The 18,366-nt window shown below is 67.8% G+C and carries 14 protein-coding genes; 5 read left to right on the top strand and 9 right to left on the bottom strand.

From position 1 onward, the window contains the following. Positions 1-98 precede the first annotated feature (98 nt). The 4 genes from ASD28_RS20140 to ASD28_RS33215 form a co-directional block, all read right to left on the bottom strand. Positions 99-1,511: an OmpP1/FadL family transporter gene (locus tag ASD28_RS20140; protein WP_056132150.1), complete on the bottom strand. Its 1,413-nt coding sequence runs from the start codon at positions 1,509-1,511 to the stop codon at positions 99-101. Positions 1,512-1,634: 123 nt separating this feature from the next. After that, complete coding sequence (locus tag ASD28_RS20145; protein ID WP_056132153.1) at positions 1,635-2,831, bottom strand: SGNH/GDSL hydrolase family protein; 1,197 nt, start codon at positions 2,829-2,831, stop codon at positions 1,635-1,637. Between the two features lie 70 nt (positions 2,832-2,901). Next, positions 2,902-4,137: a chemotaxis protein CheW gene (locus ASD28_RS20150; RefSeq protein WP_056132159.1), complete on the bottom strand. Its 1,236-nt coding sequence runs from the start codon at positions 4,135-4,137 to the stop codon at positions 2,902-2,904. Position 4,138: 1 nt separating this feature from the next. Further along, entirely contained in the window at positions 4,139-5,854 is a 1,716-nt protein-coding gene (locus ASD28_RS33215; protein ID WP_307168752.1) for a PAS domain-containing methyl-accepting chemotaxis protein, read from the bottom strand. A 214-nt stretch (positions 5,855-6,068) separates the two neighbouring features. Here ASD28_RS33215 and ASD28_RS20160 point away from each other — a divergent pair, with 214 nt between their 5' ends. Further along, positions 6,069-7,499, top strand: coding sequence for a carboxylesterase/lipase family protein (locus ASD28_RS20160; RefSeq protein WP_056132162.1), 1,431 nt, complete (start codon positions 6,069-6,071; stop codon positions 7,497-7,499). Here ASD28_RS20160 and ASD28_RS20165 read toward each other — a convergent pair. From ASD28_RS20165 to ASD28_RS20185, 5 genes are read right to left on the bottom strand one after another with little or no spacing between them, the layout of a single operon-like run. Next, positions 7,493-8,830 (bottom strand): sulfite reductase subunit alpha, encoded by a 1,338-nt coding sequence (locus ASD28_RS20165; protein WP_056132165.1) that lies wholly within the window; start codon positions 8,828-8,830, stop codon positions 7,493-7,495. The genes ASD28_RS20160 and ASD28_RS20165 overlap by 7 nt on opposite strands. Further along, positions 8,827-9,828 (bottom strand): FAD:protein FMN transferase, encoded by a 1,002-nt coding sequence (locus ASD28_RS20170; RefSeq protein ID WP_056132169.1) that lies wholly within the window; start codon positions 9,826-9,828, stop codon positions 8,827-8,829. Before ASD28_RS20170 ends, ASD28_RS20165 begins: the two co-directional genes overlap by 4 nt. A 2-nt stretch (positions 9,829-9,830) precedes the next feature. Further along, positions 9,831-10,643 (bottom strand): DUF4198 domain-containing protein, encoded by an 813-nt coding sequence (locus ASD28_RS20175; protein ID WP_056132174.1) that lies wholly within the window; start codon positions 10,641-10,643, stop codon positions 9,831-9,833. A 10-nt stretch (positions 10,644-10,653) separates the two neighbouring features. Next, entirely contained in the window at positions 10,654-11,166 is a 513-nt protein-coding gene (locus tag ASD28_RS20180) for a DUF2271 domain-containing protein (RefSeq protein WP_056132177.1), read from the bottom strand. Positions 11,167-11,186: 20 nt separating this feature from the next. Beyond that, positions 11,187-11,846, bottom strand: coding sequence for a PepSY-associated TM helix domain-containing protein (locus ASD28_RS20185; RefSeq protein ID WP_056132180.1), 660 nt, complete (start codon positions 11,844-11,846; stop codon positions 11,187-11,189). Between the two features lie 299 nt (positions 11,847-12,145). On the opposite strand from ASD28_RS20185, the gene ASD28_RS20190 reads away from it, so the two are divergent. The 4 genes from ASD28_RS20190 to lpdA all read left to right on the top strand — a co-directional run bounded on the left by ASD28_RS20190 (position 12,146) and on the right by lpdA (position 18,356). Then, entirely contained in the window at positions 12,146-15,001 is a 2,856-nt protein-coding gene (locus ASD28_RS20190) for a 2-oxoglutarate dehydrogenase E1 component (protein ID WP_056132186.1), read from the top strand. A 70-nt stretch (positions 15,002-15,071) separates the two neighbouring features. Next, positions 15,072-16,331, top strand: a complete 1,260-nt coding sequence (gene odhB / locus ASD28_RS20195) for a 2-oxoglutarate dehydrogenase complex dihydrolipoyllysine-residue succinyltransferase (RefSeq protein ID WP_056132190.1) — start codon at positions 15,072-15,074, stop codon at positions 16,329-16,331. A 61-nt stretch (positions 16,332-16,392) separates the two neighbouring features. Next, on the top strand, positions 16,393-16,734 hold the full coding sequence (locus ASD28_RS20200) for a PspC domain-containing protein (protein WP_056132559.1): 342 nt from the start codon (positions 16,393-16,395) through the stop codon (positions 16,732-16,734). 188 nt (positions 16,735-16,922) lie between these two features. Further along, positions 16,923-18,356, top strand: a complete 1,434-nt coding sequence (gene lpdA / locus ASD28_RS20205; RefSeq protein ID WP_056132193.1) for a dihydrolipoyl dehydrogenase — start codon at positions 16,923-16,925, stop codon at positions 18,354-18,356. Positions 18,357-18,366 lie beyond the last annotated feature (10 nt).

Consider the following 18,366-nt stretch of genomic DNA (forward strand, 5'->3'; position numbering starts at 1 on the left):
AACTCTAGAATCCCGTCGTTCCCGCGCAGGCGGGAACCCATAATGAAGCACCGAAGTCACTCAGCATGGATTCCCGCGTGCGCGGGAATGACGGGTGGTCAGAACTTGTAGTTGTACGCCAGGCCAAGCAACTGCATGCGCGTCTTCCACGTGCCGCGCGTCGTCTCGCCGTTGCCGGTGCAGCCCGTCATCACGGGATTGCAGTTGTTCGTGTAGTTGCCGCTCGCGTCGTTGAAGTGCAGCCAGCTGTAGGCCAGGTCCAGCGACGACGCCGGAGTCAGCTTCCAGTTCGCGCCGAACGACAGTTGCAGGCGGTCGGCGTCCGGCAGCGCCGCGTGGCGCAGCGTGTCGCCGCGGACCGGGGCGTCGTCGTGGGCGATGCCGCCGCGCAGGGTCACGGCGTCGTTCAGCGCATAGTTCGCGCCCAGCGCCACGCGCACGGTGTTCTTCCACTGCTGGCGGATCACGAGGTCGCCCTCGTTGGTGCCGACGAACTGGATGTTGATGTCCTGCATGCGCGAGTTGCGCGTCCACGTCACGTCGGCCATGCCGGCCCATTTCGCATCGAACTGGTGGAAGGCGTTCAGCGACAGCGTCTCCGGCGTGCTGACGTCCACGCGCGCGGCGGAATTCACGTGGTGCGAGGCGCCCTGTAGCACCTTGTTGACCACGGCGTCGCTCGTCACCGTCGAGAAGTCCCACACCGCGCCGCCTTTCAGTTCATGCTTGATCGACGAGCGGTAGGCGATGCCGAAGCGGGTATCCGGCGTCGGCGAGTACATGTAGCCCACGTTGAAGCCATAACCCCAGTCCTTGCCCTCCACGCCCGCGTGCGCGTCGCCCGCGGTCGCGAGTGCGGCCGGGTTGCCGCCCAGGGAAGCGATCTGGCGCACCAGCGCGGCGCCGCTGCCCGCGGCCTGCGCGGCGGCGATCGAGCCCGGCACGTCCACGCCCTGGCGCAGGCTCGCCTTCATGTGTTCGACGGAGATGCCGAAACCGAAGCTGTGCTGCTCGGAGAGCCTGAAGGCCACCGACGGGTTGATGTTGATGGACTCCAGCTTGATGTTGGTGAGCGAGTAGCGGCCCGACCAGTTGTCGTCGTAATCCAGCTTGGTGCCGTACGGGACGAACACGCCGACGCCGGCGGTCCACTGGCTGTCAATTTTCTGGCTGTAGTACAGCGTCGGCGCGGCCACGACGCCCGGCGCGTAGTCGTCCTGCGATTTCACGCCGCCGGTCGAGGTCTTCGTGAAGCGGGTCGAGCCGGCATCCTGGAACGTCGAATGCGGGACGACGGCGGTGATGCCGCCGACGATCTGGCGGCCTTCCAGGCGCGACAGGCCGGCCGGGTTGGCGAAGATGGTGGATGCATCGGCGGCTTCGGCGCCGTTGGCTTCCGCCGTGCCCTGGGCGGACACGCTCTGGGAGCCGAAGCGGTAGCCGGAAGCGGTCGCGTCGAGCGACGCGCCCAGGGCCAGGGCGACGAGCAGGGTCAGGTGTTTCTGGTTCATCGGTCTCACTCCAAGTATCGATTCGTAGCCCGCCCCCCGGACCGGAAGGGCCGGGGGCGGCGGGAGCCGAAGCATACACCATTTCGTACGACCGTTCTATTTCTGTTGTGTGGAGAACACGGGTCAGGGATGGAGCAGGCGCAGGTCGACCTGCTGCGCCATCACGCGGTAGCCGGCGTCGTTCGGATGCAGGTGGTCGCCGCTGTCGTAGGCGGGATTCAGGCGGGAGGGTTGTTCCGGGTCGCGCAGGGCGGCGTCGAAATCGACGACGGCATCGAACACGCCGGCCGTGCGGATCCACGCGTTCAGCGCCAGGCGGTCGCGCTCCGCGTCTGCCGACCAGAAGTCCTTCGTGCCGGCGAACGGAAGCAGGGTGCCGGCCCAGATTTTCACGCCGCGCGCGCGGGCCCGCCCGGCCAGCTTGCGCATGCCGGCCTCGATCTGCCCGACCGTGACCCGGTCGGCCGGCGCAGCCAGCAGGCGCGCGGCCGTGATGTCGTTGACGCCTTCGTGCAGCAGCACCCAACGCACGCCGGGCTTGTCGAGGGTGTCGCGGTCGAAGCGGGCCAGCACGCTGGGGCCGACGTACGGTGTCGACGCATCGTTCAGGATGCGGTTGCCGGCGATGCCCTCGTTCGCGATGCCGATGGTAGCCAGCGCCGGCTCGGCCTGCAGGCGGGCGGCCAGCGCGTCCGGCCAGCCCGCCTCCTCGGCGCCGACGCCGTCCGCGATCGAGTCGCCGATGACGGCCAGCGTGCGGCCAGTGTCCGGTCCGAGGACCTCCACGTCGCTGAGCAAATAGAGGTTGTCGTCCGTGGCGGCCGAGGGGAAGTCGGCGGCACCGGTGACGTCGCCGGCCGCCTTCAGGTACGTCGGCCGCAGCACGAAGCCGTGGACCGTCGATACGGGCACCGGCGCCGGCAGGTACAGGCTGACCGCGAGCGGCTGCAGCGCGGCCACGGCGAGGTCGACGGGATCCGACAGCGCGCTCGAACCCGCCGCGATCGTGACCGCCGGCCGGCCGCCGAACAGCAGCGGGCGATCGCTGCCCGCCGCCACGCGCGCGCCGCCCGCGGACAGTCCCACGTGCGCCGCGCCCACGTGCAGCGGCTGCGTGCCGAACAGGTTCGACAGGCGGATGCGCATGCGGGTGCCTTTCGTGGTCGTGCGCACGACCTGGCGCAGGGTCTGCGCGGGCAGCGCCGGTCCCGCGGAGTCGGGCGCGGACGACCAGCCGGTGCGCCAGCCTTCGTCCGCTGCGGTGGCGGTGGTGGCAAGCAGGGCGGAAAAGAGCAGGGCGGCGAGCGCGCGTCCGGTCATGGTGACTCCAGCGAGAGGGTGGGACAGCGATGCTGGCATCGGCCTCCCGCTGGCGCAACTGACACTTGTGTTAGCAATACGTCGTCAGGTCGACGATGCGGTAGCTGGCCCGTTCGCCGCCATCGTCCGTCATGATGAACGCGCCGGCACCGAGGCGGTACAACTGCCCGCCGCCGGCCGGGATCATCACGTGCACGCGCGCGGCCACGCACGCCACGCGGCGCTCGCCCGCGCGCACGACCAGCACCTGGCCGTCCTCCGCCGGCACGTGGTTCGGACGGCGCAGGTCGATGACGGCAATGGTCTGGTCGCCCCAGCGCATCGTCGCGCCGGGCGTGTCGACCAGCGGCAGCACGCGTTCCAGCGCATCGAGCGGCGTGGCGGCGAGGCCGTCCGCGTCGAACACGACGTACGCGGCGTCGTTCGGCTTGCCGGCACGCGCCTGCGCCGGGGCGGCGGCGTGCGCGGACCGCGACAGATCCGCCTCGGGACGGCGTGCGAACAGCGCCGCCACGTCGACCAGCCGGACCTCGGCGCCATCGTCGTCGTAGACCGTCGCGGCCGGAACGAAATCCGCCAGGCGCAGGGTCGCGCGCACGGGCACGCCGAGCGCGAGGCCGTCGTGTTCCAGCACGGCGAGCAGGCCCGCGCCGACGTCCCCGAGGGCGGGGTCGACCGCGGCCGGCGGCACGATGGCCAGGTGCCGGCCGCGCCACGTGCACCACGCGCCGTCGCCGATCGCCGCGCGTGACGGCATCGCGATCACTTCGGCGAGCGCGCCGGCCGGCACGCCCAGGCGCAGCGTGCCCGCATCGAGCACGGCATACGTGCGCCTGTCGTGCGCGGCCGGTGGCGGAGGCGACCCGGACGCCATTGCCGCGCCGCCGTGCCACGCGCAGGCCAGCGCGGCGAGCCGGCCGACGTCCAGCACGTTCAGGACACGTCCCGTCTCCGGCGAGCGCGCCACGCTGTGGAACACCTCGTCCGCATCGTCGTCGTGATGCAGCCGTGTCACCGCATCGGATGCCACGTCGACCAGCCCGCCGACGGCCGACACGCGCAGCCCCAGCAGGCGTCCGCCGTCGCGCAGGATCAGGATGCGTCCGTCCTGCCGTTCGCCCGTCTCGACCCAGCGCGCGAGGTCGACGACGGGCACCAGCACGCCGCCGTGGTCCACGACGCCGGCCAGCGCGCCCGCGCGGCGGGGCGGGGCGGCCAATGCGTCCGGCTGCGGCAATGCCTGCACGACGGCGTCCGCCGCGATGCCCACGTCCACGGCGTCGATGCGCACTTCTGCCAGGCGCATGTCAGTGCTCCGTGGCCACGCGTTCCAGCTCGGCCAGCAGCGCGGACGCGTCGCGCGTCGCGTTGGCCTGCGCGCTCGTCGACGCGTGGATGCGGGCGATCGATTCGCTCGTCGCCGCGACCGAGCGCACGATGCGGCCAAACGCGTCTTCCACGTCGCCGGCGAGGCGGGTGCCTTCGCCCACGCGGGCGGCCGTCTCGTTGATCAGCTTCGCGATCTCGCGCGCCGCCAGCGCGGATTTCTCGGCCAGCTTGCGCACCTCGTTGGCGACGACGGAAAAGCCCGTGCCGTGTTCGCCCGCGCGCGCCGCCTCGATCGCCGCGTTGAACGCGAGGAGGTGCGTCTGGCTGGCGATGTCGCTGATCGTGTCGATGATCTCGTGCACGTCGTCGGAGGATTTCTGGATCGCGAGGATCGCATCCTTCGAGCGCGCCAGCAGCGTGCTGCCTTCGGCCGCCTGGTCGCGCGTCTGCACCGCCAGGCCGGCCGACTGCTGCGAACCCTGGGCGATGGAGGCGATCGATTGCGACAGGTCGGCCAGCACGGCGGACATCGCCTTGATCTTGGCGCCGAGCTGCTCTTCGCGGTGCACCTGCTCCGTCACGTCCATCGCGAACTTGATGACTTTATAGGGCTTGCCGTCGGCGTCGAGGATCGGGTTGTACGTGGCCTGGATCCAGATGTCGGCGCCGTGCTTGCCGCGGCGGCGGAAGCGGCCGGACTGGAACTGGCCGCGCGCCAAGTCGGACCAGAAGTTGCGGTACGCGGCGCTCTGGATGAGCGCCTCGTCGCAGAACATGCTGTGATGGCGGCCGACCACTTCGTCCGCGAGATAACCCATCGTGCGCAGGAAGTTGTCGTTCGCGGCCAGCACTTTGCCGTGCAGGTCGAACTCGATCACGGCCTGCGAGCGGCCGATGGCGTCCAGCTTGCCGCGGCTCTCGGCGGCGAGCGCCTTGCGCGCCGTGATGTCGGTGGCGAACTTGACGATCTTGACCGGCTTGCCGTCCGCGTCGAGGATCGGGTTGTACGCGGCGAGGATCCACACGGTGCGGCCGTCCTTCGTCACGCGCCGGTACTCGCCGCTGTCGGCCTGCCCGCGCCCGAGCCGCTCCCAGAACGCGAGGTACCCGGCCGAGCGCGCGTGCTCCGGCAGGCAGAACATGCGGTGGTGGCGGCCGCGCACCTCGTCGAGCGTATAGCCCGTCACGGCGAGGAAGTTGGCGTTCGCGTGCAGCACATTGCCCTGCAAATCGAATTCGATGACGGCCTGGGTGCGGTCGATCGCGGCCATCTTGCCCTCGAAGTCGATGTTGCGCAGCTTGGCCGCCGTGATGTCGGTGGCGAACTTGACGACCTTCGCGGGCTTGCCGTCCGCATCGAAGATCGGGTTGTACGTGGCGTGGATCCACACCGGGCTGCCGTCGCGGGCCACGCGTTTGAACTCGCCCGCGTGGTATTCGCCCGCGGCCAGGTGCTTCCAGAAATCGCGGTACGCCTGCGAGCGCACGTACTCCGGTTCGCAGAACATCGCATGCGGCTGCCCGACGACGTCGTGCAGCTCATAGCCGAGCGCGTCGAGGAAGTTCTGGTTGGCGTGCAGGATGCGGCCGTCGAGACCGAATTCGATCACGGCCTGGGCGCGGTTGATGGCATCCAGCGCGGCGTGGGCAAGGTCATCCCGGGAGGTGACCGGGGCAGGGGCGATCATATGCATGGCTTCTCGTGGTGGCGTCATGATGTTCATAATATTTCCGTGCGGAAATCTATTTGGCGATTTAATCATTTTTCTCGTGAGAATGCGAGATAATTTTGATGATTTCGATTATTTGTTGCTGAGTACTTACGGCACAAGGCGAGGTTTCCATTGACGGGTTGCCATACGGTCATTAGCATCGGAATGCATTCCATACCCACAACAAGGAGACACCATGCCACGTCCGACCCTGCCATCCCTGCTCGTGTTAGCGCTAACTACCATCGCCTCCGCCGCGTATGCCGCCAGCGGTCCCGTCGTGACCACGGACACCGGCAAGGTCCAGGGCGCCGTCGACAAGGGCGTGGCCAGCTGGAAGGGCATCCCGTTTGCCGCGCCGCCGGTCGGTGAGCTGCGCTGGCGCGCGCCGCAGCCGGCGGCTGCCTGGTCCGGCGTGCGCGCGGCGACGGCATACGGCCATGACTGCATGCAGCTGCCTTTCCCCAGCGACGCCGCGCCGCTCGGCACGCCGCCGGCCGAGGATTGCCTGTACGTGAACGTGTGGCGTCCCGCGAAGGCGAAAGCGTCTGCGCAGCTGCCCGTGGTCGTGTGGATCTATGGCGGCGGCTTCGTCAACGGCGGGTCGTCGCCGCCGACCTATTCCGGCGCCGCGCTGGCGAAGCAGGGCGTCGTGCTGGTCAGTTTCAATTACCGGCTGGGGCGCTTCGGCTTTTTCGCGCATCCGCAGCTGACGCAGCATGCAAAGGACGAACCGCTTGGGAATTACGGGTACATGGACCAGCTGGCCGCGCTGCAGTGGGTCAAGCGTAACGTGGCGGCGTTCGGCGGCGATGCGTCCAACGTGACGATCATCGGCGAATCGGCCGGCGGCATGTCCGTCAACGCGTTGCTGACGTCACCGCAGGCGCAGGGCCTGTTCGCGAAGGCGGTCGTGCTGTCCGGCGGCGACGGCAAGTCGGCCGATCCGGGGCTGGCAAGCGTGGAGCAGATCGGCGTGAATTTCGCGACGGCCAAGGGCATCGCGGCGGACGATCCGCAGGCACTCGATAAACTGCGCGCGCTGCCGGCCGAGCAGGTCGTCGACGGCATGAACCTGGCCAACCGCGCGCCGCAGAATCCGGCGACGTACGCGGGGCCGTTCGCGGACGGCAAGGTGGCCGTCGAGACGGGCGCCGCGTTCGCGTCCGGCCGCTTTGCCAAAGTCCCCGTGATGATCGGCGCGACGAGTGCCGACATCGGCGGCAAGACGGGCTTCATGGTCGCGGGCGCGCGCAGCCTCGCCGGCCGCCTCGCCGCGCAGGGCGTGCCCGTGTACGCATACCGCTTCTCGTACGTGGCCGACAGCATCGGCAGGACGGGCGCACAGCACGCGAGCGACATCCCGTATTTCTTCGACACGGTCGACGTCAAGTACGGCGATGCCGTCACGAAGAAGGACGTGGCGATGGGCCGCGCGATGAGCGCCTACTTCGTGAACTTCGCGAAGAAGGGCGATCCGAACGGCCGCAAGCTGCCCGCGTGGCCGCGCTATGCGGGCGACAGGGACATGATCATGGATTTCGCCGAGGACGGCAAGCCGGTCGCGCTGCGCGATCCGTGGGGATCGGAGATCGACGCCACGACCGTCGCGGCCGGCGGTCAATAAACGTCCCTGCGGTAGCGGCCCTCGGCCGCAAGCTGTTCCAATCGCGGCGCGCCGAGGATGGCTTGCAAGGCCTCGTGCACGCCGCCGGCCATGCCCTGCAGGCTGCCGCAGACATAGATCGCGGCGCCGCGCTCCACCCAATCGCGCAGCCGGTCGGCCCGGTCGCGCAGCACGTCCTGCACGTAGCGGCGCTCGGCCTGGTCGCGCGAGAATGCGAGGTCGAGGTGCGCCAGTCGGCCGCCGTCTCTCCATGCCTGCAGCTCGTCGCGCAGCAGGAAATCGTGGATCTGGTTGCGCTCGCCGAACAGCAGCCAGTTATCCATCCGGCCCGCGGCAATGCGCGCCTTGAGCAGGCCGCGCAGGCCGGCCAGGCCGCTGCCGTTGCCGATGGCGACCAGGGGCCGCTGCGCATTCGCGCCGAGGCGGAAGCGCTCGTGCGCGCGCAGGCGCAGGCGTACGAGGTCGGCCGCGGCGGCTTGAGCGCACAGCCACCCGGACGCAGCGCCGGCACTTCCATCTTCGCGCCGCTGCAGGCGCACGAGCAGTTCGAGCCGGCCTTCCATCGGCAGCGAGGCGATCGAGTATTCGCGCGGGTGCCCGGGATCCGCCGGCGGGCTGACCTGAGCGAGGTCGCCCGCTTCCCACTCCGGCAGCGCGCCGCCGACGGGTTCGAGCGCGACGCGGTACAACGGCGCGCCCGCGCTGCCGGGATTTTCCAGCGTGCGCGCGACGATGCGCCAGTTGCCGTAGGCCGGCGCGTCCCAGTCCGGTGCGTCGTCCGTGCCCGCCAGGCGGCCCACGTGATGCTGCCATTCCGCCAGCGCCTTGGCATCGCCGCGGTCGACGTCGATGCGGTCGAACAGGCGCGTCGCGCCCTGCTGCGCGAGCCAGGCGTCCAGCGCGCGGCCGAAGCCGCAGTAATTCGCGTAGTTCCGGTCGCCCAGCGCGAGCACGGCGTAGTGCAGGTGGGACAGGTCGAGACCGGCCGCCATCAACCGGCCCGCGAACTGCGCCGCCGTGTCGGGCGCATCGCCTTCGCCGTACGTGCTGGCGATGAACAGCACGCGCGTGGCGGATGCGAGCCGGTCGCGGTCGAGCGCGGAGATGCACACGGCGCGCGCCGCCAGGCCGCCCGTCGCCAGCAGCTCCGCGCTGCGTTTCGCGAGCCCTTCCGCGCTGCCCGTCTGGCTGGCGTGGACGACGAGCCAGTCCGCGCCCTTGACGTCCAGGGCGGTACTGTTGCGGTGGGTGCGCCACATGGTGAACGACAGCCCGAGCCAGCCCAGGGACAGGGCCAGCGCACCCGCGAGGCGCAGCGGTTCCGTCGTCATTGCAGCAGCGCCTTCCACGCCGGCGTCACGATCTCGTCCAGCGTGCCCGCGCGCCGCACGAGGACCCGTGCGGCCAGCGCGCGCGCCTCCGCGAACGCGGCGCCGTCGTCCGGACCGAGCACGGCGAGGACGGTCGACAGCGCGTCGGCTTCCATGCACGTGGGCGCCAGCACGGTTACGGAAGCGGCGTCGTTGGCGACGGGCCGGCCCGTGCGCGGGTCCAGCGTGTGCGACACGCGGCGCGCATCGTGTTCGAAATACTGGCGGTAGTCGCCGGACGTCGCGATGGACAAGCCGTGCAGCGCGACGACGGCCTGCGGCGTGGCGCTATCGGGCACGCCTTCGATCTCCACCCACCACGGATGTCCGTCCGGCTTGACGCCCGCGCCGCGCAATTCGCCGCCCACCTCGACGAGGTAGTGGCGGAGTCCCCGCCGTTCCAGGCATTGCGCGAGGCGGTCGACGGCGTAGCCCTTCGCGATGGAGGACAGGTCGAGCCGCAGGCCGCCCGGCTGCAGCAGCCGGCGCCCGTCGCGGTCGAACGACAGGCGCGCGGCGGCGCGTTGCTCCATGACGCGCTCGATGGCGGCGTCGGTCGGTGCGTAGAACCCCGTGTGGTCGTAGCGCCGCGCGGCGCCGAAGCCCCACAGGTCCACGAGGGCGCCCGCGGCCGGATCGTACGTGCCGCCGCTGGCCATGTGCGCCCACAGCGCGTAGTCGACCACCTCGAAGAATTGCGCGGGCAGGTCGACCCACGTGCCGGCCGGCGCGCGGTTGTAGCGCGACAGCAGCGAGTCGGGTTCCCAGTGGCTCATCTGGGCGACGATCGCATCCAGTTCGGCCTGCAGCGCCGGGCGCGGATCGTCGATGCGGCCGGCGGCGACGCTGACCGCCCACGTCGTCCCCATGCTCGCGCCTTCGAACGTGTGGATCCGGCTGCCCGGCGGCGGCACGGCCGGGTCGAGGTCGAGGGGAATGAGGACGGCGCGTTCGGTCAAGGTCACTCCGGCAGGATCTCGAACGTGGCCGAGTAGCTGTAGCGCTTCGCCGGGCCGTCCATGCCGCGCGGCGCGTTGGCCGGATACGCGGCGCTCAGCCAGTACATGTTCGGCGCGGGCAGGGTGAAGCTGGCGTCGCCGTTCGCGTCCGTGGTGAGGCGCACTTCGTTCAGCGTGCCGCGGTATTTCACGCCGCCCGGGATCAGGCTGAACGGGAAATTCGCGAGCGGCTTGCCGTCCAGCTGGAAGCGGAACTTCGCTTTCTCGCCGGCGCGCAGTTCGGTCGGATTCGTCAGCGCGACCAGTTCCAGGCCCGAGCCGGTGGGCTTCAGCGCGCCCGCCGTCGGCTTGTTCAGGGTGACGAACGTGTCCTGGCGCTGCACCATCGTCATGCTCCGCACTTCCGTGGCGCCGGCCGGGACTTCGTCCTTCACGGTCTGCTCGGTGGCGCGGAAGCGCTTCGTCTCGCCGTTCAGTTTATAGGCGCCCATCACGTTCACGGCGGCCAGGGTGACACGGTAGGTGCCGTCCTTCGGCAGGCGGATGTCGACGGTGGAGCGGTGCTTGCCCAGCGTCGCGGCCGGCGCCGGGGCCGTGTTGCCGTCCGGGTCGGTGACCGTGAGCCCGTCCAGCTTCTGCGGCATGAAGTCCGTCTCGAACAGGCCTTCCGAGATGGCGGCGTCGATGGTCGCCCACGCTTCGCCGCGGTCGGATTCGATGAGGCTCGTGTTCGGGATCATCCACGGACGGTGCGCCTGCGCGACGCAGGCGATGCCGGCCAGGGCGAGTGCGATGGCGATCTGCTTGATGTGCATGCTGGTCTCCTTACTTGATGCTGAGCGACACGGCGCCCAGTTCTTCCTTGCCGGCGAAGGCGGCGGCCACGTTCGATTTCGGCTCCCAGTGGAACGGCACGCGCACGAGTTCGCGGCCGCCCGCTTCGCGCGCGGCTTCGATCACGAGCTTGTAGTCGCCCGCCGGCAGCTTGTCCAGGCCGGCGCGGGCGGCCGGGAAGGTCAAGGTCTGCACGCCCGCCGTGCGCGTCGCGCCGCTCACGCCGTCCATCGGCAGGGTGACGTCGCGGCCCGCTTTTCTCCACCACGTGCGCAGGTCCTTGACCCACTTGGTGCCCGCGTTGTCGCGCTTCTTGACGTCGTACAGCACGGCCAGCGTATTGGCGACGCTCTGGTCCGCGCGCTCGATCCAGATCGCGACGTAGGGCTTGTGATACTCCGCCACGTTCAGCTGCGGCAGTTCGAACTTGACGGTGAGGTCGGCGGCCATCGCCCAGCTCGAGGCGAGCGGCAGGGTCAGGGCGAGCGAATGGGACAGTTTCATGTCGGCTTTCGATGGATGGATTAATGAACGAACAGCAGGGCCAGCACGATCGGCAGCACGATGCCGAGGCCGATCACGGGCCATGTCGACGGCCGGTTGGCCGCGTGGTATTTCAGGATCAGGAAACCGGTGACGCAGAACACGACGCAGGCGATGGCGAAGATGTCGATGAACCAGCCCCACACGGGACCGGCGTTGCGGCCCTTGTGCATGTCGTTCAGCCACGAGATCCAGCCGCGGTCCGTCGTTTCGTATTCGGCATTGCCGTCCACGCCGATGCGCAGCCAGGCGTCGCCGCCGGGGCGGGGCAGGGCCACGTAGGCATCTTCCTCGCTCCATTCGGCGCGCACGCCGCGCACCTGCACGGGGAACGTCTGCTCGGCCCAGTCGGCCAGCGGGGCGGGCAGGGGGACGTTGGCGTCGGCATGGCCGGCGGCGAATTCCTCGATCCGGGTGCGCAGCGCCGGGGGCAGGACGGCCTTCTGGCGCGTGACGGCCGGCTTCGCTTCGATCTGGGACGCGTGGTTCAAGGTAAAACCCGTGATGGCGAATAACAGCATGGCCATCAGGCACAGGGCGGAACTGATCCAGTGCCATTGATGCAACTGGCGGAGGAATGTGGCACGGCGCGCGGCGGGCGGCGCGGTGGAGGTGGGGGATGTGGAGCCGGTCGGGAGCATACGCAAATGATAACGATTATCATTTAGGCGGTCAACCGCTGGTTCATGATTGAGTTGACAATGTGGAAAAAAGTAATATCGGAATGAATAAAATGTCGGTGCGGGGTCAGCGGCGGCCGAATCCTTGCGTTACAATGTCGTGCGCCAATGGGCAGGTCGGCTGCATTGATTTGCCTTTAGAGTCCTTCCCCCACAACTTGATATGAAGTAAGTGCGATCCGCTAACCGGTCAGGCCGTGTCGCGGAAGGTTAGATTAACCCGCCCTAAAATCGCGAAACGCGAAGAAAGGTGAGCAAGAATGATGCAACAATATAACGCCAACTCGTACCTGTTCGGCGGTAATGCGCCGTACGTGGAAGAGTTGTACGAAGCGTACCTGAACAATCCGGGCTCCGTCCCCGACAACTGGCGCGCCTATTTCGACGCGATGCAGCACATGCCCGCCGTCGACGGTACCGCCAAGCCGGACGTGGATCACTCGTCCGTGATCGCTTCGTTCGCCGAACGCGCCAAGCAGGGCCCGATCCGCACCGTGACCGCATCGCCGGACGCTGAACTCGGCCGCAAGCGCGTCGCCGTGACCCAGTTGATCGCCGCTTACCGCTACCTCGGCTCGCGCTGGGCCAACCTGGACCCGCTGCAGCGCCAGGAACGTCCGCCGATCCCGGAACTGGATCCGGCCTTCTACGGCTTCACCGAAGCCGACCTGGACACCAAGTTCAACATCAGCAACACCTATTTCGGCCAGGAAGACGCCTCGCTGCGCGACCTGCTGAACATGTTGCGCGACACCTACTGCCGTTCCATCGGCGCAGAATTCATGTACGTCAGCGATCCGACCGAGAAGCGCTGGCTGCAGGAGAAGCTCGAGTCGATCCGTTCGACCCCGACCTTCACCGCTGAAAAGAAAAAACACATCCTCGAGCGCCTGACCGCGGCCGAAGGCCTGGAGCGCTACCTCCACACCAAGTACGTCGGCGCCAAGCGCTTCTCGCTGGAAGGCGGCGAATCGTTCATCGCCTCGATGGACGAAGTGATCCGCCGCGCCGGCGAGCACGGCGTGCAGGAAATCGTCATCGGCATGGCCCACCGCGGCCGCCTGAACGTGCTGGTCAACACGCTGGGCAAGGCCCCGTCCGACCTGTTCGAGGAATTCGAAGGCAAGCACGCCGACGACCTGCCGGCCGGCGACGTCAAATACCACCAGGGCTTCTCGAGCGACATCTCGACCCCGGGCGGCCCGGTCCACCTGTCGCTGGCGTTCAACCCGTCGCACCTGGAAATCGTCAACCCGGTCGTGGAAGGTTCCGTCAAGGCGCGCATGGAGCGCCGCGGCGACCGCCTCGGCAAGGAAGTCCTGCCGATCCTCGTGCACGGCGACGCCGCGTTCGCAGGCCAGGGCGTCGTGATGGAAACGCTGAACCTGGCGCAGACCCGCGGCTACGGCACGGGCGGCACGGTCCACATCGTCATCAACAACCAGATCGGCTTCACCACGTCCGACCCGCGCGACGCGCGCTCGACGCTGTACTGCACCGACGTCGTCAAGATGATCGAGGCGCCGGTGCTGCACGTGAACGCGGACGATCCGGAAGCCGTCGTGCTGGCCTCGCAGCTGGCGATGGACTACCGCACCGAGTTCCATAAAGACATCGTCGTCGACGTGATCTGCTACCGCAAGCTGGGCCACAACGAGCAGGACACCCCGGCCCTGACCCAGCCGCTGATGTACAAGAAGATCGCCAAGCACCCGGGCACCCGCAAGCTGTACGCGGACAAGCTGGCCGCGCAGGGCACCATCGCCGCCGACGGCGGCGACCAGCTCGTGGCCGCGTACCGCGCCGCGATGGACGCCGGCAAGCACACCGTCGACCCGGTCCTGACCGACTTCAAGAACAAGTACGCCGTCGACTGGGCGCCGTTCCTGAACAAGAAGTGGACGGACGCCGCCGACACCGCCGTGCCGCTGACCGAGCTGAAACGCCTGGCCCAGCGCATCACGACCGTGCCGGAGAACTTCAAGCTGCACTCGCTCGTCGAGAAAGTGCTGGCCGACCGCGCCAAGATGGGCCAGGGCGAGCAGAACCTCGACTGGGGCATGGGCGAACACCTGGCCTACGCGTCGCTGCTGGCCTCGGGCTACGCCGTCCGCCTGTCGGGCCAGGACGCCGGCCGCGGCACGTTCGTGCACCGTCACGCCGTGCTGCACGACCAGAACCGCGAGCGCTGGGACCAGGGTATCTACCTGCCGCTGGCGAACGTGTCGGACAACCAGGCCAACTTCACCGTCATCGACTCCGTGCTGTCGGAAGAAGCGGTGCTGGGCTTCGAATACGGCTATTCGACCGCCGAGCCGAACACGCTGACGATCTGGGAAGGCCAGTTCGGCGACTTCGTGAACGGTGCGCAGGTCGTGATCGACCAGTTCATCGCGTCGGGCGAAGTGAAGTGGGGCCGCGCGTCGGGTCTCGTCATGATGCTGCCGCACGGCTACGAAGGCCAGGGTCCGGAGCACTCGTCGGCCCGTATCGAGCGCTTCCTGCAGCTGTCCGCCGACCACAACATGCAAGTCGTTCAGCCGACCACGGCCGCGCAGATCTTCCACCTGCTGCGCCGCCAGATGGTGCGCCAGTTCCGCAAGCCGCTCGTCATCTTCACGCCGAAGTCGCTGCTGCGTAACAAGGACGCCGGCTCGCCGCTGACCGACCTGGCCAAGGGCGGCTTCCAGACCGTCATCGGCGAACTGGACGACAAGATCGACGCCAACAAGGTCAAGCGCGTGATCGTCTGCTCGGGCAAGGTGTACTACGACCTGGTCAACGCACGCAAGACCCGCGGCACGACGGACACGGCCATCCTCCGCATCGAGCAGCTGTACCCGTTCCCGCACAAGGCGTTCCAGGCCGAACTGAAGAAGTTCCCGAACGCCACCGAAGTGGTGTGGACGCAGGACGAGCCGCAGAACCAGGGCCCCTGGTTCCAGATCCAGCACAACGTGTTCGAAAGCATGGAAGCAGGCCAGCGCCTGGCATACGCCGGCCGTCCGGCTTCCGCGTCGCCTGCCGTCGGCTACACCGACAAGCACGTGGCGCAGCAGAAGGAACTGCTGGACACCGCGTTCTCGAAGCTGAAGGGTTTTGTCCTGACCAAATAAGCAGCGCTCATTGACCCCGCGCCCGTGGTGCGGGGTTTTTTGCACAGAATACAAAAACGGAGTTTTCTAAATGGCACAAATCGAAGTCAAGGTCCCCCAATTGTCGGAATCGGTCGCCGAAGCGACCCTGCTGTCGTGGCACAAGAAAGTCGGCGAAGCCGTCTCGCGCGACGAGAACCTGATCGACATCGAGACCGACAAGGTGGTCCTGGAACTGCCGGCACCGGCTGCCGGCGTGATCGTGCAAATCATCAAGAACGACGGCGGTACCGTCGTCTCGGGTGAAGTCATCGCCATCATCGACACCGAAGCCTCGGCCGGCGTGAGCCCGCTGCAGGTGACCGCCGCCCCGGCCGCCGCCGCCGAAGCCGCTGCTGCACCGGCCGCTGCCGCTGCCGCCACCGGTTCGAAAGGCGACGTCGCGATGCCGGCCGCCGCCAAGATCCTGGCCGACAACAACATGACGGCCGCCGACGCGACCGGCACCGGCCGTGACGGCCGCGTGACCAAGGGCGACGCCCTGGCCGCCGTCGCCAACAAACCGGCTGTTGCCGCTCCGGCTCCGCTGCAGCAGGCCGCACCGAAGGCAGCCCTGCCGCAAGTGGCCGCGCCGGCCGTCAACCTGGGCGACCGTCCGGAAGAGCGCGTGCCGATGAGCCGCCTGCGCGCCCGTATCGCCGAGCGCCTGCTGCAATCGCAGTCGACCAACGCCATCCTGACGACGTTCAACGAAGTCAACATGGCACCGGTCATGGAAATGCGCGCCAAGTACAAGGACAAGTTCGAGAAAGAGCACGGCGTCAAGCTGGGCTTCATGTCCTTCTTCGTCAAGGCCGCCGTCGCCGCGCTGAAGAAGTACCCGATCCTGAACGCGTCGGTCGACGGTAACGACATCATCTACCACGGCTACTTCGACATCGGTATCGCCGTCGGTTCGCCGCGCGGCCTGGTCGTCCCGATCCTGCGCAACGCCGACCAGATGTCGATCGCCGAGATCGAGAAGAAGATCGGCGAATTCGGCCAGAAAGCCAAGGACGGCAAGCTGACGCTGGAAGACCTGACCGGCGGTACGTTCTCGATCTCGAACGGCGGGACCTTCGGTTCGATGCTGTCGACCCCGATCATCAACCCGCCGCAGTCGGCGATCCTGGGCGTGCACGCGACCAAGGACCGCGCCGTCGTCGAGAACGGCCAGATCGTCATCCGCCCGATGAACTACCTGGCGATGTCGTACGACCACCGCATCATCGACGGCCGCGAAGCCGTCCTGGGCCTGGTCGCGATGAAGGACGCGCTGGAAGATCCGGCCCGCCTGCTGCTCGACCTGTAATTCACGAACGGGGGGCGCGCCCGCCTGGTGCGCCCGTGCGTGTGTCTGATGGAAGGGAATGATCATGATCTCCGATGAAATCAAGCGTTTGCACGAACTGCACCAGGCCGGCGCTTTGACCGACGCCGAATTCGAACAGGCGAAGGCGAAGGTATTGTCCGGCGCCTCGTCGACCGTGAACCTGAACAAGAGCGCGAGTGCCGACGGTACGTTCGCGTCCGAGCTGAACACCTTGCGCCGCTCGCGCACCGACCGCTGGCTGGGCGGTGTCTGCGGCGGCCTGGCGAAAGTGTCGGGCGTGGATGCGTGGGTATGGCGGCTCGTGTTCGCGCTGTTCACCATCACGTTCGGATTCGGGATCGTGATTTACCTGTTGTTGTGGATTTTCGTGCCGGAAGAGTGAGTCTTCGGGCGAAGAACGAATACGAAACTCCCACGTCACCTTTGCACGTCGTCCCCGCGAAAGCGGGGACCCATGCTGAGTGCAGCGAAGTCGCCATGTGTGCGACTCCGGTATGGCCTGCATGGATTCCCGCTTGCGCGGGAATGACGGTATTCATGCGGCCGTGGGAACAAAAAGGAAAACGTTAGATGAGCACTGAAAAACAATTCGACGTCGTCGTGATCGGCGGCGGTCCTGGCGGCTACGTGGCCGCGATCCGCGCAGCGCAGCTGGGCTTCAAGACCGCCTGCATCGACGAATGGCAGAACGCCAAGGGCGGCCCGGCACTGGGCGGCACCTGCACCAACGTCGGCTGCATCCCGTCGAAGGCGCTGCTGCAATCGTCGGAACACTTCGAGCACGCCGGCCACGCGTTCGCCGAGCACGGCATCGACGTCGCCGGTCTGTCGCTGAACCTGGGCCAGATGCTCAAGCGCAAAGAGGGCGTCGTCAAGGCCAACAACGACGGCATCGTCTACCTGTTCAAGAAGAACAAGGTCACCTTCTTCCACGGCCGCGGCACGTTCGCCGGCAAGGCCGAAGGCGGCTTCACCGTCAACGTGTCGGGCCCGACCACCGATTCGATCAGCGCGAAGAACGTGATCATCGCGACCGGTTCGAACGCCCGCGAACTGCCGGGCGCGGCGTTCGACGAGAAAGTCATCCTGTCGAACACCGGCGCGCTGACCGTCGACGCCGTCCCGGCCAAGCTGGGCGTCATCGGCGCCGGCGTGATCGGCCTGGAGATGGGTTCCGTGTGGCGCCGCCTGGGTGCCAAGGTCACCGTGCTGGAAGGCCTGCCGACGTTCCTGGGCGCGGTCGACGAACAGATCGCCAAGGAAGCGCACAAGCTGTTCACCAAGCAAGGCCTGGACATCCAGCTGGGCGTGAAGATCAACAGCGTCACCAAGGGCGACAACAACGTCACCGTGGACTACGCCGACGCAGCGGGCGCCGCCAAGAGCGAAACGTTCGACCGCCTGATCATCTCGATCGGCCGCGTGCCGAACACCAACGGCCTCGGCATCGAGACCGTCGGCGTGCAGCTGGACGAGCGCGGCTTCGTGGCCGTCGACGACGAATGCCGCACCAACGTCCCGGGCATCTGGGCCGTGGGCGACGTCGTGCGCGGCCCGATGCTGGCGCACAAGGCGGAAGAAGAGGGTGTCGCCGTTGCCGAGCGCATCGCAGGCCAGCACGGTCACGTCAACTTCAACACGATCCCGTGGGTCATCTACACCTCGCCGGAAATCGCGTGGGTCGGCAAGACCGAGCAGCAGCTCAAGAAGGAAGGCGTCGCGTACAAAGCCGGCACGTTCCCGTTCATGGCCAACGGCCGTGCGCGCGCGCTGGGCGACACGTCGGGCATGGTGAAATTCCTGGCCGACGCGACGACCGACGAAATCCTGGGCGTCCACATCGTGGGCCCGGTCGCGTCGGAGCTGATCTCGGAAGCCGTCGTCGCGATGGAATTCCGCGCGTCGTCGGAAGACATCGCCCGCATCTGCCACGCCCACCCGTCGCTGTCCGAAGCGACCAAGGAAGCCGCGCTCGCCGTCGACAAGCGTTCGCTGAACTTCTAATACCTGTATG

It is taken from the genome of Massilia sp. Root133, from assembly GCF_001426525.1.
GTDB lineage: Bacteria > Pseudomonadota > Gammaproteobacteria > Burkholderiales > Burkholderiaceae_D > Telluria > Telluria orientalis.